The organism is Brevundimonas sp. CURTG3B2_SDJG (genome assembly GCF_057364705.1).
Window position 1 is genome coordinate 1 of the sequence record NZ_JBNFOJ010000007.1, and the last position, 23,302, is coordinate 23,302.

26 protein-coding genes, 1 tRNA gene and 3 pseudogenes are annotated in these 23,302 nt (G+C 70.1%); 17 read left to right on the forward strand and 13 right to left on the reverse strand.

The features are described from left to right. Positions 1-526 (forward strand): annotated as a pseudogene (locus tag AC2W7C_RS00850) (NAD-glutamate dehydrogenase); the annotation flags it as partial. Between the two features lie 201 nt (positions 527-727). Then, entirely contained in the window at positions 728-1,198 is a 471-nt protein-coding gene (locus AC2W7C_RS00855) for a universal stress protein (protein ID WP_485999750.1), read from the forward strand. 47 nt (positions 1,199-1,245) lie between these two features. Here the strand turns inward: AC2W7C_RS00855 and AC2W7C_RS00860 are convergent, their stop codons facing one another. Beyond that, entirely contained in the window at positions 1,246-2,319 is a 1,074-nt protein-coding gene (locus AC2W7C_RS00860) for a hypothetical protein (RefSeq protein WP_485999751.1), read from the reverse strand. 386 nt (positions 2,320-2,705) lie between these two features. On the opposite strand from AC2W7C_RS00860, the gene AC2W7C_RS00865 reads away from it, so the two are divergent. Continuing rightward, positions 2,706-2,782 (forward strand) — tRNA-Arg (locus AC2W7C_RS00865). Between the two features lie 253 nt (positions 2,783-3,035). Here AC2W7C_RS00865 and AC2W7C_RS00870 read toward each other — a convergent pair. Beyond that, positions 3,036-3,875: a Tad domain-containing protein gene (locus AC2W7C_RS00870; protein ID WP_485999752.1), complete on the reverse strand. Its 840-nt coding sequence runs from the start codon at positions 3,873-3,875 to the stop codon at positions 3,036-3,038. Between the two features lie 11 nt (positions 3,876-3,886). Next, positions 3,887-4,666, reverse strand: coding sequence for a pilus assembly protein TadG-related protein (locus AC2W7C_RS00875; RefSeq protein ID WP_485999753.1), 780 nt, complete (start codon positions 4,664-4,666; stop codon positions 3,887-3,889). A 111-nt stretch (positions 4,667-4,777) separates the two neighbouring features. Here AC2W7C_RS00875 and AC2W7C_RS00880 point away from each other — a divergent pair, with 111 nt between their 5' ends. After that, positions 4,778-4,981: a hypothetical protein gene (locus AC2W7C_RS00880; RefSeq protein WP_485999775.1), complete on the forward strand. Its 204-nt coding sequence runs from the start codon at positions 4,778-4,780 to the stop codon at positions 4,979-4,981. A 22-nt stretch (positions 4,982-5,003) separates the two neighbouring features. Here AC2W7C_RS00880 and AC2W7C_RS00885 read toward each other — a convergent pair whose 3' ends face one another. Further along, the gene (locus AC2W7C_RS00885; RefSeq protein WP_485999754.1) at positions 5,004-6,398 is read right to left on the reverse strand and encodes a sensor histidine kinase; all 1,395 of its coding nucleotides are present in this window, start codon (positions 6,396-6,398) and stop codon (positions 5,004-5,006) included. A 251-nt stretch (positions 6,399-6,649) separates the two neighbouring features. On the opposite strand from AC2W7C_RS00885, the gene AC2W7C_RS00890 reads away from it, so the two are divergent. From AC2W7C_RS00890 to truA, 5 genes and pseudogenes are all read left to right on the forward strand, one after another. Then, positions 6,650-6,997: an acyl-CoA thioesterase gene (locus tag AC2W7C_RS00890; RefSeq protein ID WP_485999774.1), complete on the forward strand. Its 348-nt coding sequence runs from the start codon at positions 6,650-6,652 to the stop codon at positions 6,995-6,997. A gap of 69 nt (positions 6,998-7,066) precedes the next feature. Then, positions 7,067-7,630, forward strand: coding sequence for a peptide deformylase (def, locus tag AC2W7C_RS00895; protein WP_485999755.1), 564 nt, complete (start codon positions 7,067-7,069; stop codon positions 7,628-7,630). Continuing rightward, entirely contained in the window at positions 7,630-7,857 is a 228-nt protein-coding gene (locus AC2W7C_RS00900; protein ID WP_485999756.1) for a hypothetical protein, read from the forward strand. The genes def and AC2W7C_RS00900 overlap by 1 nt, the downstream gene beginning before the upstream one ends. Positions 7,858-7,924: 67 nt before the next feature. Continuing rightward, positions 7,925-8,850, forward strand: a pseudogene (gene fmt, locus AC2W7C_RS00905) (methionyl-tRNA formyltransferase). Next, entirely contained in the window at positions 8,850-9,587 is a 738-nt protein-coding gene (gene truA / locus AC2W7C_RS00910) for a tRNA pseudouridine(38-40) synthase TruA (RefSeq protein ID WP_485999757.1), read from the forward strand. The pseudogene fmt and the gene truA overlap by 1 nt, the downstream one beginning before the upstream one ends. 198 nt (positions 9,588-9,785) lie before the next feature. On the opposite strand, the gene AC2W7C_RS00915 is transcribed toward truA, so the two are convergent. Next, a complete protein-coding gene (locus tag AC2W7C_RS00915) occupies positions 9,786-10,154 on the reverse strand; it encodes a YidB family protein (protein WP_485999758.1) in 369 nt (122 codons plus the stop codon). Positions 10,155-10,252: 98 nt separating this feature from the next. Continuing rightward, positions 10,253-10,390 (reverse strand): entericidin A/B family lipoprotein, encoded by a 138-nt coding sequence (locus AC2W7C_RS00920; RefSeq protein WP_485999759.1) that lies wholly within the window; start codon positions 10,388-10,390, stop codon positions 10,253-10,255. 96 nt (positions 10,391-10,486) lie between these two features. On the opposite strand from AC2W7C_RS00920, the gene AC2W7C_RS00925 reads away from it, so the two are divergent. The 8 genes and pseudogenes from AC2W7C_RS00925 to rplS all read left to right on the forward strand — a co-directional run bounded on the left by AC2W7C_RS00925 (position 10,487) and on the right by rplS (position 19,586). Continuing rightward, complete coding sequence (locus tag AC2W7C_RS00925; RefSeq protein WP_485999760.1) at positions 10,487-12,148, forward strand: thiamine pyrophosphate-dependent enzyme; 1,662 nt, start codon at positions 10,487-10,489, stop codon at positions 12,146-12,148. 8 nt (positions 12,149-12,156) lie between these two features. Further along, positions 12,157-12,609 (forward strand): hypothetical protein, encoded by a 453-nt coding sequence (locus AC2W7C_RS00930; protein ID WP_485999761.1) that lies wholly within the window; start codon positions 12,157-12,159, stop codon positions 12,607-12,609. A 43-nt stretch (positions 12,610-12,652) separates the two neighbouring features. Next, on the forward strand, positions 12,653-13,402 hold the full coding sequence (locus AC2W7C_RS00935; protein ID WP_485999762.1) for a hypothetical protein: 750 nt from the start codon (positions 12,653-12,655) through the stop codon (positions 13,400-13,402). A 52-nt stretch (positions 13,403-13,454) separates the two neighbouring features. After that, positions 13,455-16,369, forward strand: a pseudogene (polA, locus tag AC2W7C_RS00940) (DNA polymerase I). Between the two features lie 111 nt (positions 16,370-16,480). Beyond that, positions 16,481-16,972 (forward strand): hypothetical protein, encoded by a 492-nt coding sequence (locus tag AC2W7C_RS00945; RefSeq protein ID WP_485999763.1) that lies wholly within the window; start codon positions 16,481-16,483, stop codon positions 16,970-16,972. A gap of 96 nt (positions 16,973-17,068) precedes the next feature. Beyond that, positions 17,069-18,295: a BaiN/RdsA family NAD(P)/FAD-dependent oxidoreductase gene (locus AC2W7C_RS00950; RefSeq protein WP_485999764.1), complete on the forward strand. Its 1,227-nt coding sequence runs from the start codon at positions 17,069-17,071 to the stop codon at positions 18,293-18,295. A gap of 105 nt (positions 18,296-18,400) precedes the next feature. Next, positions 18,401-19,096, forward strand: coding sequence for a tRNA (guanosine(37)-N1)-methyltransferase TrmD (trmD, locus tag AC2W7C_RS00955; protein WP_485999765.1), 696 nt, complete (start codon positions 18,401-18,403; stop codon positions 19,094-19,096). Between the two features lie 64 nt (positions 19,097-19,160). Continuing rightward, on the forward strand, positions 19,161-19,586 hold the full coding sequence (gene rplS, locus AC2W7C_RS00960; protein ID WP_485999766.1) for a 50S ribosomal protein L19: 426 nt from the start codon (positions 19,161-19,163) through the stop codon (positions 19,584-19,586). A gap of 83 nt (positions 19,587-19,669) precedes the next feature. Here the strand turns inward: rplS and AC2W7C_RS00965 are convergent, their stop codons facing one another. From AC2W7C_RS00965 to AC2W7C_RS00995, 7 genes are all read right to left on the reverse strand, one after another. After that, the gene (locus tag AC2W7C_RS00965; protein ID WP_485999767.1) at positions 19,670-20,155 is read right to left on the reverse strand and encodes a PA2169 family four-helix-bundle protein; all 486 of its coding nucleotides are present in this window, start codon (positions 20,153-20,155) and stop codon (positions 19,670-19,672) included. Positions 20,156-20,227: 72 nt separating this feature from the next. Continuing rightward, positions 20,228-21,034, reverse strand: a complete 807-nt coding sequence (locus AC2W7C_RS00970) for a tryptophan 2,3-dioxygenase (protein ID WP_485999768.1) — start codon at positions 21,032-21,034, stop codon at positions 20,228-20,230. Positions 21,035-21,065: 31 nt separating this feature from the next. After that, positions 21,066-21,347 carry a hypothetical protein gene (locus AC2W7C_RS00975; protein WP_485999769.1) on the reverse strand — a complete coding sequence of 94 codons (282 nt, stop codon included), beginning with the start codon at positions 21,345-21,347 and terminating at the stop codon, positions 21,066-21,068. A 76-nt stretch (positions 21,348-21,423) separates the two neighbouring features. Continuing rightward, positions 21,424-21,786: a YdbL family probable chaperone protein gene (locus AC2W7C_RS00980; RefSeq protein WP_485999770.1), complete on the reverse strand. Its 363-nt coding sequence runs from the start codon at positions 21,784-21,786 to the stop codon at positions 21,424-21,426. A 32-nt stretch (positions 21,787-21,818) separates the two neighbouring features. After that, positions 21,819-22,010, reverse strand: coding sequence for a YnbE family lipoprotein (locus AC2W7C_RS00985; protein ID WP_485999771.1), 192 nt, complete (start codon positions 22,008-22,010; stop codon positions 21,819-21,821). An 80-nt stretch (positions 22,011-22,090) separates the two neighbouring features. Then, the gene (locus tag AC2W7C_RS00990; protein ID WP_485999772.1) at positions 22,091-22,756 is read right to left on the reverse strand and encodes an intermembrane phospholipid transport protein YdbH family protein; all 666 of its coding nucleotides are present in this window, start codon (positions 22,754-22,756) and stop codon (positions 22,091-22,093) included. After that, positions 22,753-23,302 (reverse strand): intermembrane phospholipid transport protein YdbH family protein (locus AC2W7C_RS00995; RefSeq protein ID WP_485999773.1); only part of this gene is annotated, 550 nt, incomplete at its 5' end. The genes AC2W7C_RS00995 and AC2W7C_RS00990, both read right to left, overlap by 4 nt.

Genomic DNA, 23,302 nt, shown 5'->3' on the forward strand with positions numbered 1-23,302 from the left:
CCTGTCGCGCTTCGAGCAGGCCCGGTTCGAGGCCCGCATCCGCGACTTCACCGCCCTGGGCGCCTCGGAGGCCATGGCGCGCGACTTCGCCATGCTGCGTCCGCTGGTGGCGACCGCCGACATCGGCGACCTGGCCCGCGAGGCCGGCTGGCCGGAGCCGGCGATGGCGATGCTGTACCACCAGGTCGGCGCCGCCTTCGACTTCGATCGGCTGCGCGCCGCGCGGGCGAATGTGCCGTCGGCCGACCATTTCGACCGGCTGGCCGTGCGCCGGCTGATCGAGGACCTGATGGCCGAGCAGATGACGCTGACGCGGGCGGCGGCCAAGGGCTCCAACGCCTCGGTCGGCGCCAGCGAGCAGGCGGCGGAACAGGCGGTGGACGCCTGGATCGGGCCGCGGCAGGCGACGGTGGAGGGCGTGCGCGCCTCGGTGGACGAGATCGAATCCTCGGGTTCGGGCTGGACGTTCGCCAAGCTGACCATCGCCAACTCGGTGATCCGGGAGATCGCGTCGTCGGCGGGGTGAGAAAACGCCACCCGTACCTGTCATTCCCGGCCCCGTGCCGGGAATCCAAGATCGCGAAGGGTCGATGTTCGCCCGCGGCGTCGTTCGTGATCATGGATGGCCGGGACAAGCCCGGCCATGACGGCGAAAAGGGGTGACGTCGAGCGCCTGTGCGCCGGCTGTGGCGATCTGCTAGCGTGGGCGGCTGACGGAGGGCCGCCCATGCCGCGCAAGTTTCTGGTCGTCGTGGACGACAGCCCCGAGTTCGAGGGCGCGCTGCGCTACGCCAGCCGTCGGGCCCGCTCGACGGGCGGACGGGTGGTGATGCTCCGCATCATCCCGCCGGCGGCGTCCGACGCCCACTGGGCGGGGGTGCGCGACGAGATCGAGCGGCAGACGCGGGCCGAGGCCGAGGCGTCTCTGAACAAATGGGCGGGCGAGGCCGCCGAGCGCTCGGGCGCCATGCCGGTGCTGCTGATCGAGCGCGGCGAGCCGCAGGGCTGCATCCGCAAGGTCGTCGGAGAGGATCCGGACATCAAGATCCTGGTGCTGGCGGCCGGCGACGGCGGGCGCGGTCCCGGCCCGCTGGTCTCGGCGGTGGTCAAACAGGGCGCGGCGTTCACCGGGCGAAAGCTGCCGGTGACCATCGTGCCGGGCGAACTGACCGAGACGGACATCGAGGACCTGGCCTGAGGCCTCACGCCTGACCCCGCGGCCCGTTCAAGGCGAAGGGGCGGGCGTCAGAGCAGGTCCGCGGGCAGGATCTGGCTGGACAGCAGGGTCTCCATGCCGCGCCAGTGATCGCGGCCCTGGCCCTCGACCCAGGCCTGGACCACGTCGCGCCCCAGGCCGTAGTTGATGATGTAGCTGCGGTAGGTGTCGATGAAGCGCAGGCGTTGCGTCGCCTTGGCCCGGTCGGTCAGGCCGTATTTCATCAGCTGATCGATGGCGGCCTCGCGGCCGATGCGCCCGGCCAGATAGTCGTCGGCGATGGTGTATTCGGCGCGCGCCAACTGCCGGGTCAGGGCCGCCAGCTGGGCCTTCTTCTCGGCCGTGGACGGGTCCAGGCCCGCCAGGGGGAACAGCACCTCGCGCTCGAACCGCACGGCCTCGTCGCCCGGGAAGGCCAGGTCGATCCCGTAGTTGGCGCTGCCCTCGGCGACGAAGGACATGGGGCTGAACAGCGGATAGACGCTCATCTCGACCCAGCCGCGCTCGCGCACGAAGGTCCGCTCCAAGAGGGCGTTGTAGACGTGGTGGCCCGGATAGCCCTCGTGGCAGCCCAGGTCGACGGCGCGCTCGGTGTAGATCGGGAAGTCGGCGTTGATCTCGATCCTGGACGCTGAATTTCCTTGGTAATAGTTGTAGCCCGACCAGGGTTTGTCGCCGACGAAGGCCAGGGTGAAGCTCTCGTCCGCGGGCAGGCGGATGTGCTGGAGCGTCCGCCTGCGGCATTCGGCGATGGCGGCGTCCATCACCGGCTGCAGCCGGTCCTTGGGAATGACGTAGTGGGACTTGAACTCGGTGACCCGGTCGGTCAGTGAGCCGGGTCCGGGCAGCAGGGCGTCGATCCGGGCCAGGACGGGGTCGAAGTCGGCCAGCGGCTTCAGCTCGGGCCGGACGCCGAACAGGGCGTAGGCCTCGTCGGCGAAGCCCATCTTCTCGCCGGACAGCATCCGCAGGCGCGCGGCGGCGGCCGAGACATGGGCCAGCAGGTATTTCTTGCGCTGGACGACGGCGGGTTCGGCGCCCGCGGTCGAGATGGACTCCAGCCGTTGCGTCAGGCCGGCGGCCCCCTGGATCAGCTGGGGCACGGTGCGCGGATTGGCGTGGGCGGCGGCCTGCCATTCCGCGGGGCCGTAGTAGGCGTCGACATAGCCCGGCTCGCGCTCGCCGATCTCCAGGATCAGGGCGACGTAGTCGCGGGCGACCGCGTCCAGCGTGTCGCCTCGGCCGGCAGGCCGCGGGCGACGGCGCGCCCGGGGTGGCGGCGCAGGCGCCGACCAGCATCAGCAATCCCAAGAGCAGGGCGCGCATCGGAACCTCCCTTTCGTCCGGCGCCGGCACGCTAGACCAGCCGTTCCCGGGCCAAACCTTACAAATCGTCCAGAATGCCGATCGGCTCCCCGTCGCGCATTCGGGATTGAGAGCCGCGCGCTCCTGCTGTAGAGGCCTTCGTCCCGGCCTCGCGCCGACAGACGCACCCGTAGCTCAGCTGGATAGAGCGTTGCCCTCCGAAGGCAAAGGTCACACGTTCGAATCGTGTCGGGTGCGCCATCTTACCGCCTCGCGGCCGACGGCGGTCGGGGCGCTCTCTTTCTGAACCGGAAGCCGCCCTAGAGCCAATCGACGTTCAGGGATTCCGGCGTCCCGGAGATCGTCATTCCGGGGCTGAGCGCAGCGAAAGAACCCGGAACCCAGGACCGCGGTCACGCCGCTGACCCGGATCGACGCCGGATTCAAACGCCTGGGTTCCGGGTTCGTCCTTCGGACGCCCGGAATGACGGGTGGGGCTGAATCTCGATTAGCCCTAGCCCACCAGCACAGGCGTGTCGGCGGTGGAGCCGCACGACAGTCCGCGCACGACCAGATCGGCTTCGCCCACGGACAGGCCCAGGACCTCCAGCAGGCCGTCCACCAGGGCGTCGAGGACCGGGCTGACCGTCATTAGCAGGGGTTTGACCAGGCCGAGAAGTCCGCCGAGGTCCAGGCCGTTCAGGCTGAGGGTCAGGCGGCCGACCAGGCTGGAGACCACGCCGGAGACGAAGCCCGTGGACTTGACCGTCCTGACGGTCTGCTGGTCGATCGCCTGCTGGTCGAAGACCACCGAGGTCGGCTGGGGGCTGGCCGCCTCGATGTCGGCGGCCCCGGTGATGGTCAGGAGCCCGAGCACCGACACCAGGGTGGCCGGCTGGACGGCCAGGGCCTGCTTGAAGTCGTTCAGCTTGGCGGTGTCGACCGATCCGATGCGCGCCCGGGCGACACCGGGGCGGGCGCTCAGCGTCACCTGCGGAGCGGCGCCGCAGCGGATGTCGGTCAGATGGGCTTCGGAGGCGGCCAGCTCGATCAGGACGGGCAGGCGGACCTGGGCCAGGCCGCCCAGCGCCTGGGCGGTCCGGGCTTCCAGATACAGGCGGGTCTGGGCGGTGCGGATGATCGGCTCGCCGGTGCGGCTGACCGCCAGCCAGGGCGACTGGTTGGGCCGCTCGCCGATGGCCAGCCAGACGTCAACGTCCGCCAGGCCGGCGTGCACGCCGGTCTCCAGCCGGGCCTGACGGTCGCCGCCGGCGATCTCGAGGACGGCGGTGGTCAGGTCAAGCGCCGAGACCGTGGCGTCCAGTGCGCCGCGGACGCCGTCGGTGCTGGTCACGTCGGTGCCGATCAGGTCCCCGACCCTGAGCCGGAGATCGCCCGCCGCGAGGACCAGCTTCTGCAGGCCGGAATCCGCGCCGTCGGTGAGGTCCTCGACGATCTTGAGGACGTCGGCCGCCTTGACCTCGGCGTCCAGGAGGCGTCGTAGTCGCCGACGTTCAGGCCGGCCTTGAGCGCGAGGGCGTCGGTGAACGACAGGAGGTTGATATCGGCGTCCGCCAGGCCGTTGTAGTCCATCACCGTCAACTGGACCGAACTGCCGGTCAGGGCGCCCAGGACCTGGTTGGCCAGGCCGCCGTCCAGGCGGGCCAGCCGCGAGCCGATGGAGAAGGAGGCGGCGGGTTCGCGCCGGGGCAGGGTCGCCAGGCCCGTCCGGCTGACCGCCACGGTCTCGCGACCCAGGACCAGCCTGCCGAAGTAGAGGGGCGCACGGCCCGACACGGTCACGCGCGCGGCGTTGGGAACGCTTCCCACCGGCACCGTGGTGGAGAACCGTTGCCCGGGCGCCAGGTTGGGGTTGGGGTCATAGACGCCGGTGCTCGAGACGATGGTCAGGGCGTCGGGAATGTTGGCCAGGGCCGTGGCCTCGGCGAAGTTTTGATGCCGGCTCAGATTGGCCACGGCGGCGAGGGCGGCGAGGTCCGCGGCCCCCTGGTAGCGGCGGGCCTCATAGGCCACCGAGGCGGTGTCGATGACCACGCCAGCGATGACGCAGACCAGGGCGCCGCCCACCGCGGCCATGATGCCGACCGCGCCTCCGTCCTCGCGGAACCAGCGCCGGAGAGACATCTCACCGCCGCCCCGGTCGCCGACGTGGCCACCCGCGTGATCGTCATCGGCGGGGCCGGCACCAGGCCGGCCAACGCCATCAGGGGGTGGTCCTTGGCGGAATAGCTGACGGTGACGGACACCGAGCCGTTGGCGCTGGCGACGCTGACCAGGATGTCGGAGGGCGGAATGATGCCGCCGGCCTTGCTGTCGGCGGCGACGGTGCTGCGCGCCAGGCTGTTTCGCTCGGCGTCGGACAGGCCGCCGACGGCGGCGCGGGCGCCTTCGGCGGAAAGGTGCTGGACCTCGGCCGCCATCCAGAACCAGCCGCCGTAGACCACCAGGCTCACGAGAAGCATCAGGAACAGGGGCCCGACCAGGGCGAACTCCACGGCGGCGTTGCCGTGCTCATTGGCGCTGAGGCGCGTTCTGCGCGGAGGGGGGGAAGCCATGTCAGGCCGCCTTCCTGTGGAGGGAGAGTTCGATCACCGCGGTGGTGATCCGACGCAGGGCGCCGGCCTGTACGGGCCAGGGCGTCCAGGCGGCGAAGCCGGCGTTCAGGGCCTGGCGTTCGTCCCAGGGCGTATGGCGGGCGGTCAGGCCGATCACCGGGATTCCGCGCGCCATCGGGCTGGCGTCCAGGAGGATCTTCAGCTGGAGAGCGTCCGGCATCGGATCGGCGTCGATCAGGATCGCGTCCGGCCGGAGGTCGCGGGCGAAACCGACGGGGTCGTCCTCGGCCGCGGCCACGAACAGCCGGGGCGCCGAGCGGCTGAAGCCCTCGGCGAAGGGCCGCCGCCGCCGCCGGATTGCCGGTGATCAGCAGCAGGTGGGCGTTCCCGGGGGCGTCGTCGCCCTCCTGGCTCGGCGCCAGGGGTTCGGCGGGCGGCAATGTCAGGTCGATCCGCAGCCCGCCGGACGGCTCGCGCGCCGCGACCAGGGTCCCGCCCATGGCTTCGGCGACGCTCCTGGAGATGGACGCGCCCAGAAGATCGAAATCGGACTGGAACTCCGGCGACGGCGGTTCGAACAGCTGGTCGATCTGGCGGTCCGACAGGATCACGCCGGGCGCGCTCAAGCTTAGGACGACGCCGGTCGCGCCGCCGGCGACCGAAAGGCGGATCTCGGACTCCGGCGCGCTGTCGCGGATGGCGTAGGTGAGAAGGTTCACCAGCAGCTGGCGCAGCCGTTGCGGGTCGGCCTTGACCGGCGGGTTGGCGGCCCGCTCGGCCAGCTTCAGGGTCACGGCCTTGGCGTCCGCGGCGGCCTTCATCGCGGCGAACGCGTCGTGAGCGACCCAGCGGGGATCGAGGCGTTCGGGGCGGACGTGGAACCCCTTGCCGCTCAGCTCCGTCAGCGCGCCGACCCGGTCCAGCACGCCCATCATGCCCGCGCCGCGCTCGGCGATGCCGCGGATGCGATCCTGCTGATCCGGCGTCAGGCCCAGCGCCTGGGCGTCGCACAACAGCCCCTCGGCGAGGCCCGTCAGGTCGCCCAGCGGCCGGCGAAGCGCCAGGTTCAGGCCGGTCAGGTAGCCGGCCTGCGCGGCGTTGGCGACGGAGAGCCGACGGTTTTCGGCGCGAGCCTGCTCAAGGTCGCGGACGACAGGGTTAATGTTGTCGGCGACGGCCGCCGAGATCCGGGTGGTGTGGAAGGGATGATTTCCAGGCCGCCCAAGTTGGCGTAACCTGATCAGCGTGACCGTCAGGACGACGGAGAGGCAGATTGCGCTGAGAACAAGAGTCAATATCACGCCACACACCCCCATACTGCACAGGTACAACTAGCAATTGTGCGTGAATCCTTTGCTAACAACCAAGGGTCCTGTCGAACATTGTATTGGGGATAGTCGACAGCTGTGGCCGCCCCCGGGGACCCGGCGGCCCTTGCCCTGGGCGTCCGGGCGAAGGATATGACGGCCTTTCCCGCCCCCGGAGCCCCGCCTTGACCCAAGACGTCCTGCCCGCGCGGCCGACCGGACAGCCGGTGGGACGCGTCATCGCGATGCCGGCGGACACCAACCCGGAAGGCGACATCTTCGGGGGCTGGCTCCTGGCCCACATGGACCTGGCCGGCGCGACGCCCGCTTTCGAGCTGGCGCAGGGACGCTGCGTCACGATCGCCCTGGACGGGATGGTCTTCCACCAGCCGGTGTCGGTCGGCGACGAGGTCTCCATCTACGCCCGGGTCGTGAAGACCGGCCGGACCTCCATCCGCGTCCATGTCGAGGCCTGGAAACGGCCCCGCAACCATGCCCACGCCGAGTCCGTCCGGGTGACGGAAGGGGTCTTCACCTATGTCGCGATCGACGACCAGCGGCGCCCGCGGGCGCTGCCCGCCGAGGGGGCGTGACGGGCCGCAAATCCGACTGCGGCGCTGGGAAATCTTGACCTTTGAGCCCTTCGCGACTACCTCGCGCCCATGGCCGTCCGTCGCATTCTGACCATCGACAACGCCGCCGACCTGGCGGTGCTCAAGCAGGTGTCCGCTCCCGTCGAGGGGCCGGTGACCGACGAACTGCGCGCCCTGATGGACGACATGCTGGAGACCATGTACGCGGCGCCGGGCATCGGCCTGGCCGCCGTGCAGATCGGCGACACGCGCCGGGTGATCGTCATGGACCTGGGCGATGGCGAGGCTACGGAGGCTTCGAACGAAGCCGACGGCGAGGCCCGCAAGCCCAATCCGCGCTACTTCGTGAACCCCGAAATCGTCTGGTCGTCGGACGAGCTGTTCAGCTACGAAGAGGGCTGCCTGTCGGTGCCCGAGTATTTCGACGCTGTCGAACGGCCGGCGCGGGTGCGCGTCAAGTACATGACCTACGCCGGCGAGACCGTCGAAGAAGAATGCGAAGGCCTGTACGCCGTCTGCATCCAGCACGAGATGGATCACCTGGAAGGCGTCCTGTTCATCGACCATCTGTCGCGCCTGAAGCGCGAGCGGGCGGTGGCCAAGGTCAAGAAGGCCGCGAGGCTCGCCGCCTGATGGCCCGTCTGAAGCGCAACCGCGACCGCATCATCGATCCCCGCGGCCGTCGCCGGCTGACCCGCAACGAGAAGGTCGGCTTCGCCAGCGTCGCGGCCCTGATCGGCGTGGCGGCGGTGGGCGTGATCGCCGGCGTGCTGCTGGACCGGCTGCTCGACTTCGACGACGCCCTGGACGCGGGCGGCGAGTGGGACGAGGGCGGCGGCGTCTTCACGCGCTGGGAATAAGAAGTCTCCTTGGGCGCTACCGCGCTTCGCGCTACTTGAGCGCGGTTTGCTGCTTTTCGGACCCGCCATGCGCCTCGCCTTCATGGGCACCCCCGATTTCGCCGTGCCGTCCCTGGCCGAGCTCATCGCCTCGGGCCACGAGGTCGTGGCCGTCTACTCCCAGCCGCCCCGGCCCCGCGGGCGGGGCCAGAAGCTGACGCCCTCGCCGGTCCACGCCTTCGCCGAGACGATGGGGCTGCCGGTGTTCACGCCGGACTCGATGAAGGCGGCGGACGCGATCGAAACCTTCCGGTCGCTGGACATCGATGCGGCCTGCGTCGTCGCCTACGGCCAGATTCTCAAGGCCGAGGTGCTGGAGGCGCCTCGCCTGGGCTGTTTCAACCTGCACGGATCCCTGCTGCCGCGCTGGCGCGGGGCGGCGCCGATTCAGCGGGCGATCATGGCCGGCGACCGCCAGACCGGCGTGCAGATCATGCGGATGTCGGAAGGGCTGGACGAGGGACCGATCCTGCTGTCCGAGATCATGGACATCCGCCCGGACGACACGGCCGCCACCCTGTCGGAGCGCATGTCCCACACCGGCGCCAGCCTGTGGCCCCGCGCGCTGGCGGCCATTGAACGAGGCGGGGCGACCGGGACCGAACAGGTCGGCGAGCCCACCTACGCCAGGAAGATCACCCCGGCCGAGGCCCGGATCGACTGGACCCGGCCGGCGGCCGAGGTCGACGCCCGCATTCGCGGCCTGTCGCCCTTCCCCGGGGCCTGGTTCGAGGTCGAGACCGAGGACGGACCGTCCGGATCAAGGCCCTGATGTCCAGGGTCTCGGCGCGGGGCGACGGCGCGCCCGGCGAGGTCCTGGAGGCGAGCTGCGGATCGCCTGGCGGCGACGGCGTGGTGCGCCTGCTGCGCGTCCAGCGCGCGGGCAAGGCCGCCCAGAGCGCCGAGGAGCTGCTGCGCGGCTTCGCCCTGCCGGCGGGGACCGTGCTGGCCTGATGCCCCGCTACCGGCTGACTATCGAATACGACGGCTCGGGCTACAACGGCTTCCAGGCCCAGGCCGGCCAGCCGACGGTGCAGGGCGCGATCGAGACGGCGCTCAAGGCCTTCTGCGGCGAGACGGTGCGTATCGCCGCCGCCGGCCGGACCGATACCGGGGTCCACGCCACCGGCCAGGTGGTCAGCTTCGACCTGGAGAAGGCCTGGCCGGCGCGCACGGTGATGAACGCCTTGAACGCGCACATGGTCGAGGAGGAGGTGTCGGTGCTGGATTGCGCCGAGGTCGATCCCGACTGGCACGCGCGCTTCTCGGCCAAGGGGCGGCGCTACCTCTACCGCATCCTCAACCGGCCCGGCCGGCCCGCCCTGGACCTGGGCCGGGTCTGGCATGTGAAAAAGCCGCTGGACGCCGAGGTCATGCACCGGGCGGCGCAGGCGCTGGTCGGCCTGCACGACTTCACCACCTTCCGGGACGTGAACTGCCAGTCGAAGTCGCCCGAGAAGACGCTGGACGTCGCGCGCGTGACCCGTGTCGGTGAGGAGGTCCATCTGGTGTTCGAGGCGCGCAGCTTCCTGCATCGCCAGGTCCGCTCCATGACGGGAACCCTGGCGGAGGCCGGCCTGGGCCGCTGGTCGGTGGAGGATGTCGCCGCCGCGCTGGAGGCGCGCGACCGCGCCGCTTGCGGTCCGGTCGCGCCCTCGGACGGCCTGTATCTGACCGGCGTGGAGTACTAGGCCTGATCAAAGACTCAGGCTTGGAAATCCTTGAGCGCTCGCGACATGCGTCATGGCCGGGCCTGTCCCGGCCATCCATGAACACGGTTGTCGACGCTGGAGACTCCGGCGGCGGCCTCCCGCGTCCATGGATCCCCGGCACAAGGCCGGGGATGACGAAAAGCGGGTGGGAGTTCTAGCGCTTCAAGAAGCCGCCGATCATGTCGCCCAGGCCGCCGGGCAGGTTGCCCAGCAGGTCGTCGGCGCCGTCGACGGAGCGCCGGGGGTCAGGCGGTCGATGGCTTCCGGCAGCAGGCCGGCGATGGTTTCGCTGGCCTGTTCGGGCGAGATGCCCAGCTTCTGGGCGAAGTCCGCGATGGGACCCGAGCCCAGGACCTGGCTGATCTGTTCCGGCGAGATGTTCAGGTTCCCGCCCTTGCCGACCCACGAGGCCGCCAGATCGCCCAGGCCGTTCTGACCGAGCTTCTCGACCAGGCCGCCGACGCCGCCCTGGCCCTTCAGCAGGTCGGCGATGCCGCCGCCGGCGTCCTGCCCCAGATTTCCCATGATGTCGTCGAGCATGCCCATGACGCGTCTCCGTTGCACGAGGTCAATGTGGCCCGCGAAGGCGACGCCTTCGCGACGGCCGATACGAAAAGGCCCGCCGGCGAGGGCGGGCCCTGATCTCAGTTCTTGGCCTGTTCGGCGCCCGAGGTCACCGCGCCGCCCACGGCCTGAACGTCGCGGCCGACGCCGGAGATGGTGTTGCAGGCCGACACGGCCAGGGCGGCGGCGACCAGGGTCAGGATGGCGATCTTCTTCATAGGCGTTGTCCTTGGCGTTGAAACCTTGGCGGTAAACGCAAGCGTGGCCGTAGGGTTGCATGGTCAAGCCGGGGTGCGATCTGCTAGGTCGCCGAGATGACCCAGCCCGCGAACACCGCCGCCCGCCGCCTTGTCGAAACCCTGGTCCTGAACGGCGTGGACCGCGTCTTCTGCGTGCCGGGCGAAAGCTATCTGGCGGTGCTGGACGCCCTGGCCGACGTGCGCGACCGGATCCAGGTGATCGCCTGCCGGCATGAGGCGGGCGCGGCCAACATGGCCGAGGCCTATGGCAAGCTGACCGGCCGACCAGGGGTCTGCATGGTCACCCGCGGGCCGGGCGCGACCCACGCCTCGATCGGCGTCCATACCGCGCACCAGGATTCCACCCCGATGATCCTGTTCGTCGGCCAGATCGCCCTGACCGACCGGGGCCGCGGCGCCTTCCAGGAGGTCGACTACCGCGAGGTGTTCGGCGGCCTGGCCAAGTGGGCGACCGAGATCGAGAGCCCCGAACGCACCGTCGAGGTGGTCGAGCGGGCCTTCTCCACCGCCCTTCAGGGCCGCATGGGGCCGGTGGTCATCGCCCTGCCGGAGGACATGCTGCACGCGGACGGCGGCCCAGCGCCGAAGCGGCCGGTGGTTCCGGTCAAGGCGGCGCCCGATCCGGCTTTCGTCGCCGCGCTGCAGGACCGGTTGTCGACGGCCGAACGCCCCCTGCTGATCCTGGGCGGATCCGGATGGACGGACGAGGCGACGACCGCGATCGCCGACTGGGCCGAGCGGCTGGGCCTGCCGCTGGCCCTGTCGTTCCGGCGCAAGGACCTGGTCTCGAACGATCGGCCGAACTACGCCGGGGACCTGGGCCTGGGGCCGAACCCCAAGCTGATCGCCCGGGTGAAGGAGGCCGACCTGATCGTCGCCGTCGGCGCGCGGCTGGGAGAGAACCCGACCCTCGGCTACACCCTGTTCGACCGGGCGGAGATCGGCGGCCGGCTGGTCCACAGCCACCCCGGACCGGAAGAGGTCGGCCGCGTCTGGCCCGCCCTGCTGGGCGCGACGGCGGACAATTCGCTGGCCGCCCTGGCGATCGCGACGATCTATCCCGGCCGGACCTGGCATGACCAGGCGGCCGCCGCCCACGCCGACTACCAGGCCTTCATCGCCCCGGTTGCGGTGACCGGCGCGGTCAACATGAGCGAGGTGATCCGTCATCTGGCCGAGGCCCTGCCGGCGGACGCGATCCTGACCAACGGCGCCGGCAATTTCGCCGCCTGGCTGCACCGCTTCCACCGCCACCGGGCCCGCCGCACCCAGCTGGCCCCGACGTCCGGCGCCATGGGCTACGGCTATCCGGCGGCGCTGGCGGCCAAGAGCGCGCATCCGGACCGCGAGGTGATCTGCATCGCCGGCGACGGCGACTACCTGATGACCGGCCAGGAGATCGCCACCGCCGTCCAGTACGAGATCAACGCCGTGGTGGTCGTGGTCGACAACGGAACCTACGGCACCATCCGCATGCACCAGGAAGGCCACTATCCGGGGGCCGAGCGCGTCATCGCCACCGACCTGAAGAACCCCGACTTCGTGAAGTACGCTGAGGCCTTCGGCGCCTTCGGCGTCCGATGCGAACGGACCGAGGACTTCCCGGCGGCGCTCCAGGCCGCGCGGAACGCCGGCCGCCCCGCGCTCGTTCACCTGATCACCTCGGCCGAGGACATCGCGCCCAATCGCACGATCACCGGCCTGCGCTCGAAGTAGGAGCCGCCATGCGAGCCCTGACCGCCGCCGTCGTAGCCGCTTTCGCTCTTCCGGGATGCGCGGTGGCGCCGTCGCCGGAGCCCGGACCGGGGCCCGCGGCGGACGGGAACGACTGCGCGGTGATCGCCGCCATCGCCAAGGAACACTATCGTTTCAACACGACCGACACTCTGGCGCCCCCGCTGTGGCTGGACGCCGAGGGCTCGGACTGGGCGCCGCGCTGCGACTGGAGCCGGTACGGCGTCAGCTTCCCTTCGACCTACGATCCTCAGCGGACCCGTGAGCCGGAGCAGCGGGTCCAGTGGGTGTCGTTCAAGCGTCCTCGGTACGACGGCGAGGGCGCGATCGTCGAGACGGGCATCCTGCACGGCCCGTTGGCCGGCATGGGCTATGAGTGCCGCGTCCGGTCCGGCTTCGCGGGATGGACGGTAAGCGAGTGCCGAAACACCTGGATCTCCTGATCCCATGACGGCCCTTCCAATCCCGACGGCGCGGAGCGGCTGAATGGAGGCGACCATCATCGGCGGGACGCTGGGCGGCATCCTGCTGTGCGGGATCGTCGCCTGGTTCATCGGCTCCCGGCTGATGCGCGGCCTGAAGCTGGCCGATCCGGTGCGCGGCAAGCTGACGGTGATCGCCGCCAGCCTGCCGCCGGACGACGCCCACGCCTCGAACTATCGCTTGAACGGGGTGGTGACCGGTCCGGGCCTGGCGCCCACGGCGGTGACCAAGTCCGGCATGGCGCGGGTCAGTAAATGGCCGGCTGCGGGCGAAGTGCTGCCCATCGAGTTCGAGCGCGGCGACCCGAGCCGGTTCAACGTCCTGTGGGACGAGATCGAGACCAGCGACGTCCAGGGACGCCGCGCGGCCGAACGGGCCGCCGCGATGATGGGCGGCGAGATTCCGACCGAGAACGGGGTCGATCTGACGGGCAGGAGCGATATCGGCGCGGCGCTCCACGATTTCCTGCGAAGCCATGGGCGCAAGGGCCAGGCGACCGTGACCGCCGTCGACGCCGAGGTGCTGGCCGACGGCGGGACCCGGGCGATCCTGGCGCTGAAGGTCGAGCCCGGCGACGGGGCCGCGGCCTATGAGGCGGCCGTGAACTTCCATTTCGTCAGCGGCTCGACGACGCGCCGCGATTTCTTCTGTCGCCTGGGCGCCGCCTTCCCGGTCCTGATCAGCGCCGCCGACCCCGAGAGCGTCATGCCCGACTTCGAGGCCATGCCCGAAGAGTTGCGCCCGGGACGGTGATGGAACGGCGAGGGGCGGTGACGCCGACGATCCGCCCGCCTATGTTCCCGCCATGACCGACGCCGCGCCCGAGACCGCCGACCGCCCGCTGACCCAGGACGGCCCCGCGCTGCGGCTGTGGATGATCGACGCCTCGGCCTACATCTTCCGCGCCTATCACGCCCTGCCGCCCCTGACGCGCAAATCCGACGGCCTGCCGGTCGGCGCGGTCCAGGGCTACTGCAACATGCTCTGGAAGCTGCTCCGGGACATGAAGGGCGCGGACGGGCCGACCCATCTGGTGGCCATCTTCGACCATTCCGAGAAGACGTTCCGCAACGACCTCTACGACCAGTACAAGGCCCACCGGCCGCCGCCGCCCGAGGACCTGATCCCGCAGTTCCCCCTGGTCCGTGAAGCCACGGCGGCGTTCGGCGTCCATTGCGTGGAGCTGCCGGGCTACGAGGCCGACGACCTGATCGCGACCTACGCCTGCCGCGCCCGCGACGCCGGCGGCGAGGCGGTCATCGTCAGCTCCGACAAGGACCTGATGCAGCTGATCGGGCCCTCGGTGGTGATGTGGGATCCGATGAAGGATCGGCGTCTGGCCGAGGAGGCGGTCTTCGAGAAGTTCGGCGTCGGCCCCGAGAAGATGATCGACCTGCAGGCCCTGATCGGCGACAGCGTCGACAACGTCCCCGGCGCCCCCGGCATCGGCCCCAAGACGGCCGCCCAGCTGCTGGACGAATACGGCGACCTGGACACGCTGCTGGCCGCGCGGGCGAGATCAAGCAGCCGAAGCGCCGCGAGACCCTGATCGGCTTCGCCGACCAGATCCGCCTCAGCCGCGAACTGGTCCGGCTGACCTGCGACGCCCCGGCGCCCGAGCCGATCGACGACTTCGTCATGAAGGACCCGGACCCCGAGGTTCTCGGCGACTTCCTGGACAAGATGGAGTTCCGCTCGCTGCGCAATCGCGTCGGCGACGGCAAGACGCCCCAGAAGGACGGTTCGGCCTTCGCGCCGAAGAAGCCCGCGCCCGCCTTCCCGACCGCGCCGGTCCTGACCCCCCGTTACGCCCCGTCCGAACCCTCGGCGGCGGTCGAGGCGCAGCCGTTCGACGTCGACGCCTACGTCTGCGTCCAGACGCTGGAGGAGCTGGACGCCTGGATCGCCCGCGCGACCGAGGCCGGGGTGGTCGGCTTCGACACCGAGACGGACGCCTTGAGCGCCACCCACGCGGGGCTGTGCGGCGTCTCCCTGGCGGTCGGCCCGAACGCGGCCTGCTATGTGCCGCTGACCCACGAGCACACGCCGGCGGCGGGCGACGGCGGGCTGGATTTCGGCGACGCGGCCGAGGCGCGCGAACCCCTGACCCAGATCGACAAGCCGACCGCCCTGGCCCGGCTGAAGGTCCTGCTGGAGAATCCGGCCGTCCTGAAGGTGATGCAGAACGGCAAGTACGACATCGCCGTCATGGCCCGGCGCGGGATCCGCGTCGCGCCCTACGACGACACCATGCTGATCTCCTATGTGCTCGAAGGCGGTCTGCACGGCCACGGCATGGACGAGCTGGCGCGCCTGCACCTGGGCCACGATCCCATTCCGTTCAAATCGGTGGCCGGGACCGGCAAGAGCCAGAAGTCGTTCAAGCACGTCGAGCTGAAACCGGCGACCTGCTACGCCGCCGAGGACGCGGACGTGACCCTGCGGTTGTGGCGCATCCTCAAGCCGCGATTGGCGGAGGAGGGCCTGACCACGGTCTATGAGACGCTGGAACGCGGCATGCCCGAGACCCTGGCCGGCATGGAGCGCGAGGGCGTGCGCGTCGATCCGGACCGCCTGCGTCGCCTGTCCAGCGAGTTCGGCCTGCGCATGGCCGAGCTGGAGCAGCGGGCCCAGGACCTGGCGGGGCGGCCGTTCAACGTCGGCAGCCCGCGCCAGATCGGCGACATCCTGTTCGGCGAGATGAACCTGCCCGGCGGCAAGAAGACGGCGTCGGGCCAGTGGGGCACCGAGGCTTCGGTGCTGGAAGAGCTGGCGCTCAGCCACGAACTGCCCCGCGTGCTGCTGGACTGGCGCCAGCTGTCCAAGCTGAAGGGCACCTACACCGACGCCCTGATCGACGCGGCGGACGAAAAGACCGACCGGGTCCACACCTCCTACCAGCTGGCGGCGGCGACCACCGGCCGTCTGGCCTCGTCCGACCCCAACCTGCAGAACATCCCGATCCGCACCGAGACCGGCCGGCAGATCCGGCAGGCCTTCATCGCCGGCCCCGGCAATGTGCTGATCTCGGCCGACTACAGCCAGATCGAGCTGCGCCTGCTGGCCCATATCGGCGACATCCCGGAGCTGAAGCGCGCCTTCAAGGCCGGGATCGACATCCATACGGCCACGGCCTCCGAGATGTTCGGCGTCCCCGTCGAACAGATGGACCCCGAGACGCGCCGCCGGGCCAAGGCGATCAATTTCGGCATCGTCTACGGCATCTCGGCCTTCGGCCTGGCCAATCAGCTGGGCATCGACCAGGGCGAGGCCGGGGCCTACATCAAGACCTATTTCGAGCGCTTCCCCGGCATCCGCGCCTATATGGACGCGACCCGGGCCGAGGTGCGCGAGCGCGGCTTCGTCTCGACCGTCTTCGGCCGCAAGATCCACATCCCGGCGATCCATTCCAAATCGGGCGCCGAGCGTCAGTTCGGCGAGCGCGCCGCCATCAACGCCCCCATTCAGGGCGCGGCGGCCGACATCATCCGCCGGGCGATGATGCGCATGCCGGCGGCGCTGGCCGAGGCGGGGCTGACGACCCGGATGCTGCTCCAGGTCCACGACGAACTGGTCTTCGAGGCTCCGGAAGCGGAGGCGGCCCGCGCGATCGCGGTGATCAAGCGGGTGATGGAAGGGGCGGCGGAACCGGCCGTGGCGCTGACCGTGCCGCTGGTGGTGGATGCGCGCGCGGCAGGGAACTGGGACGAGGCGCACTGACCTCCGCGCCACAGGGATACTGACAGAGCTGTAATTAGTTGCGATGTGCGCGCATGGCGTGTATTCGTCTCGGACGCCTCATCCCCCAGATCAGAAAATGGGAGGTTCGAAGTGTTCAAGAGCCTGGTTTGGCCCGCCGTCGCGCTGATCGCCGGCGCCGTCCTGCCCTCCCCGGCCATGGCCCAGACTTTCGGCCCGACATCGACGGATGTCTATTTCTACGGCTATGCGAAACTCGGGGACGGCCACCTTGCCTGTGATCTGAGCTTCACCGTGAGCATAGATGCGACAGGGTCCGCAACGGTGCTGGATCCGACGTTCGACGGTGCAAACCCATGGTGTTCCACCGCTGCGCTGGCGCCGCACGGAACATGGACCATCACGCCTGATGTCTTCTTCGGGCCAAGGGTGATGATGAACGTCGGCTACAGCATTCTGGGCCAGGCCTGTTCCGACCTCGTCCTGGGCTCCTTCGCCGGCGGCGCAGGCTGGGGCGATATCTATATCCCCTGGACCGAGCTTTCGCCGGTCCCGCCCAACTACGGGTACTGCGCCTTCGAGGCCAGCGTCTGGAGCAACCAGTCTATCTGGATCTCGTATTGACTCGGCAGGCGAGGCGACGGCCCGGCCAGCGTGCCCCGATCGATCCGTCGTCGAGCGTCGCTGGACGCGCGGGCGGAGGACTGTCAGGACGGGGCGATGAAGCCTTCCCAGATGGATGTCCTGATCGTCGGCGCCGGCGCGGCCGGCATGATGTGCGCCATCGAGGCCGGACGCCGGGGCCGCAGCGTGCGTGTGATCGATCATGCACGGGCGCCGGGTGAGAAGATCCGCATCTCGGGGGGCGGGCGGTGCAACTTCACCAACCTGGGAACCGGCCCGGCCAACTTCCTGGGCGAGAACCCGCGGTTCGCGACCTCGGCGCTGAAGCGGTACACCCAGCACGACTTCATCAAGCGGGTCGATCGGGCGGGGATCGCCTGGCACGAGAAGACCCTCGGCCAGCTGTTCTGCGACGACTCGGCTAAGCAGATCATCCGCATGCTGACGGACGACATGCGCGAGGCGGGCGCGGTGCTGTCGCTGGGCGCGGCCGTGGACCGGGTGACGCGGTCGGGCGAGGGTTTCGAAGCGGCGCTGTCGGACGGATCGGTGGTGCGCAGCGCGTCCCTGGTGCTGGCCACGGGCGGCAAGTCGATCCCCAAGATGGGGGCGACCGGCTGGGCCTATGAGACGGCGCGCCAGTTCGGGCTTCGGGTCACCGAGACGCGGCCGGCTCTGGTTCCGCTGACCTTCGAGCCGGGCCTGCTGGAAAAGCTGGCTCCGCTGGCCGGCCTGTCGGTCGAGGCGGTGGTGGGCCATCGCGTCCCCGCCGACCGGGGCGCGCCCGGGCGGCCCGCCGGCGAGACCCGGTTCGCCGAGGGCCTGCTGTTCACCCACCGGGGCCTGTCGGGGCCGTCGATCCTGCAGATCAGCTCCTACTGGCGCGAGGGCGAGGCGATCACCGTGCGGATGGCGCCTGATCAGGACGTCTACGCCCGGCTGAAGGCGGCCAAGGACGAGAACGGCAAGCAGATGGTCCACACCGCCCTGGGCCACATCGTCCCCCGGCGCCTGGCCGAGAGCGTCTGCGAGCGCGAGGGCGTGCAGGGCAAGCTGGCGGAGGTCGGCGACAAGACCCTGCGCCGGCTGGACGAGGCGGTGAACGCCTGGACGGTCAAGCCCGTGGGATCGGAGGGCTATCGCACGGCCGAGGTGACGCTGGGCGGGGTGGCGACGGACGAACTGGACCAGCAGACGATGGCGGCGACGAGGGTTCCCGGCCTCTATGTGATCGGCGAGGCGTCGGACGTGACCGGCTGGCTGGGCGGCTACAATTTCCAGTGGGCCTGGTCGTCCGGCTGGGCGGCGGGACAGCACTGCTAGGTTCTAGGGGCCAGGGTCTAGGTGCTAGGGAATGATGTGGCCGCGACGCCGCCCGTCCTCCTGGTCCCAGAACCAATCCTTAGAACCCAGCCCCTAGAACCTGTGATGCCGTTCACCGCCACCGTCCTGACCATGTTCCCGGAAGCCTTCCCCGGGCCGCTCGGCGTGAGCCTGATCGGCACGGCCTGGCGCGAGAAGGGGCTGTGGAGTCTGGAAACGCTGGACATTCGGGACTTTTCCGAAGATAAGCGCGGCTTCCTGGACGACACCCCCGCGGGTGGCGGCCCAGGAGCCGTGCTCAAAGCGGACGTGGTGGCCCGGGCTGTCGATAGCCTTTCCGGACCGCAACGGCCGCTTTTGTACATGAGCGCCCGGGGTCGGCCCCTGACCCAGGCGCGCGTCAAGGAATGGGCCAAGGCCGACGGGATCGTCGTGCTGTGCGGCCGTTTCGAGGGGGTGGATCAGCGCGTGCTGGACGCGCGCGGGTTCGAGGAGGTCTCGGTCGGAGACGCGGTTCTCGCCGGCGGCGAGGCGGCGGCGATGGTCGCGATCGAGGCGTGCGTGAGACTGATCCCCGGGGTGCTGGGCCAGGCCGAAAGCCTGAGTTCGGAGAGCTTCGAGGACGGCCTTCTGGAGCATCCGCAGTACACGCGACCGCGGACGTTCGAGGGGCTGGAGATCCCGGAGGTCCTGCTGTCGGGCGACCATAAAAAGGTCGCGCGGTGGCGTCAGGAGCAGCGGGAGACGACCACGCGGGAACGGCGACCCGACCTCTGGGCCGCCCGCAACGCGAAAGACTGACCACACGCGGGGCCCGCCCCGCCAATTCACAGCTAAAGGGCGCCAAAGCCCGAGGAGAATAGAGATGAACATCGTTCAGCAGCTCGCTGCCGAAGAGAAGGCCCGTCTGGTCGAGACGCGCGCCATTCCGGACTTCCAGCCGGGCGACACCCTGCGCGTCAACGTCAAGATCAAGGAAGGCGAGCGCGAGCGCGTCCAGGCCTTCGAAGGCGTCTGCATCGCGCGCGCCGGCGGCGGCGTGAACGAGAACTTCACCGTCCGCAAGATTTCGTTCGGCGAAGGCGTGGAGCGGGTCTTCCCGATCCTGTCGCCGAACATCGAGAGCATCGAAGTGAAGCGCCGCGGCGTCGTCCGCCGCGCCAAGCTGTACTACCTGCGCGACCGCCGCGGTAAGTCGGCCCGCATCGCCGAGAAGCAGACGACCCGCGCGCCCAAGGGCGTGGCCGTCCCGGAAACCGGCGTGGCCGAGACCGCCGGCGACGAAGCGTAAGACTCTCCGGCTTTTCAGAGACAGGAAGGGCCCCGGCGGCGACGCCGGGGCCCTTTCCATATCCGGCCCAGACCCGACCCCGGCTACTGTGGAAACAACCGGCTGGAGGCGTCCCTCTGTCCCTCGAGGCTGTGCTTGAGGTCGCGCAGCTGGTCGTGGCCATTCCGGACCTGGTCGTAGGCGCGGCGGATGGTCTCGCGGGTGGTGGCCGAGATGTGGGAGTCCTCCAGCGCCTTCTCGAACCGGCTCTTGACCGTGTCCTCCGCGCTCTCCACCGCGCCCACGACGCTCAGTTCGTCGCGCAGCAGGGCGTGCTTCACGTCCATGAAGGCGCGCTGGGCCTTGGCCAGGATCGACCCCTCCACCCCCGGTTCGCCGCCCAGGGCGCGGATGTCGGCCCCCAGGGCGTCCGCGACGCGACGGCGCTCGGCGGCCCGGCGTTCAAAGAGGTCGCGGTGGCCCGGATCCGCGCTCTCGCCGGCGGCGTCGCGGTACAGATCCGCGCTGTCGATGGCGGCGCGGACCAGGTCGTTGAGGACCTGGATGTCGTGGCGATTGGCGTGGGCCATGCTCTCTCTGCTCCTCAGGTCGAGGGATGCAGGCAAAGCGTCCGGAAAAGGCGAAGGTTGCGGGGCTGCGGCTCACAGCCGCGTGCGTAAGGACCACAATTCCGGGAAGCAGCGGCGCTGGAGGGTCTCTGTCAGATAGGCGACGCCCTCGGTCCCTCCGGTCCCGCGCCGCCGGCCGATGATCCGTTCGACGGTCACGACGTGCTTGTGCCGCCAGGTCAGCAGGGCGTCGTCCAGATCCACCAGCTTCTCGGCCAGCTGATAGAGGGGCCACCAGCGGGCGGTGTCGCGGTAGACCTCCAGCCAGGCGTCCTCGACGGCCTCGGACGCCTGGTAGGGCTGGCTGACGTCGCGGTTCAGGACCGAGACGGGGACCGGCAGGCCGGCGATCGCCAGCTGGGACAGGGCGTCGTCGTAGAGGCTGGGCGCGTCCAGCGCGGCCTTCAGCGCGGCGTGGGCGTGCGGCCGTTCCTCGTGGAAGCGCAGGAAGCGGGCGTCCTTGAGGCCCAGCATGGCCTCGAAGCGGCGGAACTGGTCGCTCTGGAAGCCCGAGGACGTCCCCAGGACGCCGCGGAAGCGCAGATAGTCCGCCGGGGTCATGGTGCCCAGGATGTCCCAGCTCATCGTCATCACCGACTGGATGCGGCTGACGCGGGCCAGGCTCTTGTAGGCCGGGACCAGGTCGCCGGCCCGGACCAGGCTCTGGGCCAGGGCGACCTCGTGCAGGATCTGCTTGAGCCACAGCTCCTTGGTCTGGTGGATGATGACGAACAGCATCTCGTCATGCTGGTCCGACAGCGGATGCTGGGCGGCCAACAGATCGTCGAGCGCCAGATAGCCGGAATAGGTGATGGAGGAGGGCGCGGCCGGTTCGGTCATGGGCGACCTATCGCCCGCCCGGGCCGGATGCTCAAGGCTTGTCGGCCCTGTCCGGATCCTCGCGTCCGGGGTCCAGGCTGTTGTCGACCCGGTCGTCCCAGCCTTCGCGATGGGATTTGAACGCCAGCGCCATCAGGCCCCAGGCCAGCCCCACCGTGCCGAAGGTTCCGATCAGCAGGGCGATCCAGCCGTGAAGGGGCAAACCGCCGCCGCCGATGGCGCGCCACGTCCAGCCGATGGCGAGCGTGGCGACGCCCGCGATCAGCATGGCCAGGGCGGCGCTGAGGACGAAACGGACGAGACGGTGGGCCATGCGCGATCCTAGGGCGCCGCGCTGGCGGGGGCGAGCCGTCGGCGGGCCCCCGGTCCTGAAACCTGGATATCCGCGCCTAGCGCTGGACCCAGCGGCCCTGGGCGTTGCGGTACCACTGGCCCGAGCTGACGCGCGGGAGGAGCTGGGTCTCGAACATCCGGGAGCCCGCCACCTCGGTCGAGGTTCCGGCGTCGGCGGCGCTGCTGGCGTAGGCCTGACGCCGGCCGGCGTTGGTGGCCTGGACGGCGGCGTTCAGGGCGGGCGTCGACGAGGGGGTGCGGAAGCCGACGTAGCCGTCGGCCTGCTCGCCCACCACGCCCTCGGCCTTGGCGGCGTCGATCAGCGCCTTCTGCTGGGAGGTCTGGGCGAAGGCCGCGCCCGCGGCGACGCCCAGGGCCGCGACGGCGGCGACCATGACGAAGACTTTGCGGAATGACATCGGGACAGCCCTTTTTTGAAGACTCTGGCGCATCAGAACAGGTTGGGATTCTCGGCCAGGAGGTCCTGAAGCTCCTTGTCGAGACGCACGCGAACATCGGCGTCGAGTTTCGCGTAGATCTGGATCGGATCGACCTGCAGACGCACGGTCGGCGTGCAGGCGGCGACGCCCACGGCGAGAAGGCCGAGGAAGGCGACGGCTCCGCGCGTCTGGTTCCGGGTCATGGCAGGCGTCTCCGCATTCGATCCGCGCCGATCTAACGCGAACCAGGGTGAACGGGTTCTGAACGGCGAAGCCGGCGACATCACGGCAACGCTTCCGGCGGTTCGACGCCCGCCTCGCCGTTGCGGGCGCGGTTCAACTCCATCAGGTCGCTGACAAGCTGGTTCAGGTTCAGGGTGGTGTCCAGCGTCAGGTCGATCCCGGTGTCCGACGGCAGCGGAAGCTGGCGGTTCAGGAACTGGCGGCTGATGAATTCGGCGATGGGAATCCGAAGTTCCTGGCGCTGCGGCGGATCGTGGCGGCCGCGGATGTGGAACAGCACGCCCAGGCGCCCTTGATCCAGGCTGTTCACCTCGGCGGAAAGCAGGTCGAAGGAGAGGTTCTCCATGGCCTGGTAGGCCAGGTCCTGGACGGTGTTGGGCGGCACGCCCTCGCCGCCGCCGCCCGCTTCCAGGCCGACGAGGGCCTCGCGCTGGATCGACAGCCGGCCCGCCTTGACCGCCTGCAGGCTGCCGGCGGTGATGCGAACCCCCGTGGAGGGATGCCAGGTGAACGGCAGGCGGCCCGAGACCACGGCGTCCAGGCTGACCTTGTCGCCGAAACCCGCCTCATCGACTAGCTGGCCCAGCTGGACGTTCTCCAGCACCAGGACGCCGCTGACCGGCTGGGTGCGGTCCAGCGGGATCGCGAAGGGCTCGATCCGGACGATTCCGCCCGCGACGGCCAGGTCCCCGCCCTCGACGGTCATGGCGCCTGGTCCAGGCCGAAGGTCAGGCCGATATCGGTGAGCGGGGCGACGGATTCCAGCAGGTCCGCCGTCAGGCGCTGGCCCGGGGCGGTGGTCAGGGGGGCCAGGCTGGTGAACTGGACCGCGCCCCTCAGGCCTTTCACCGGACCGGCGGGGCTGACGAAATCCAGGCCCGGAATGGTCAGGACGCCCGCGCTGGCGCCCTCGGCGTCGGCGCGCCAGTCGACCCGGCCCTGGAAGGCGACGGAGCCGACCGCGGGCGAACCGATGACATTTCCCGCCAGGGGGCTGATGTCGTCCGGCTGCAGGCCGTTCTCGGCGAAGACGACCGACGGGACGTCGATGGTCAGGCCGCCGGCCCCTGCCCGTCCGTCATGCGCCAGGCCCAGGCGGCCCAGGGCGACGTCGCCGCGCGCGAGATCGAACGCGCCGCTCCAGGTCTCGTCGGACAGACGGGCCGTCCCCTTGGCGGAGAGGGGGTTGAAGCGGGCCGGCGTCGTGGCGTCCACGACCCCGGCTCGATCGACGCGCGCGTCAGCCCAAGGC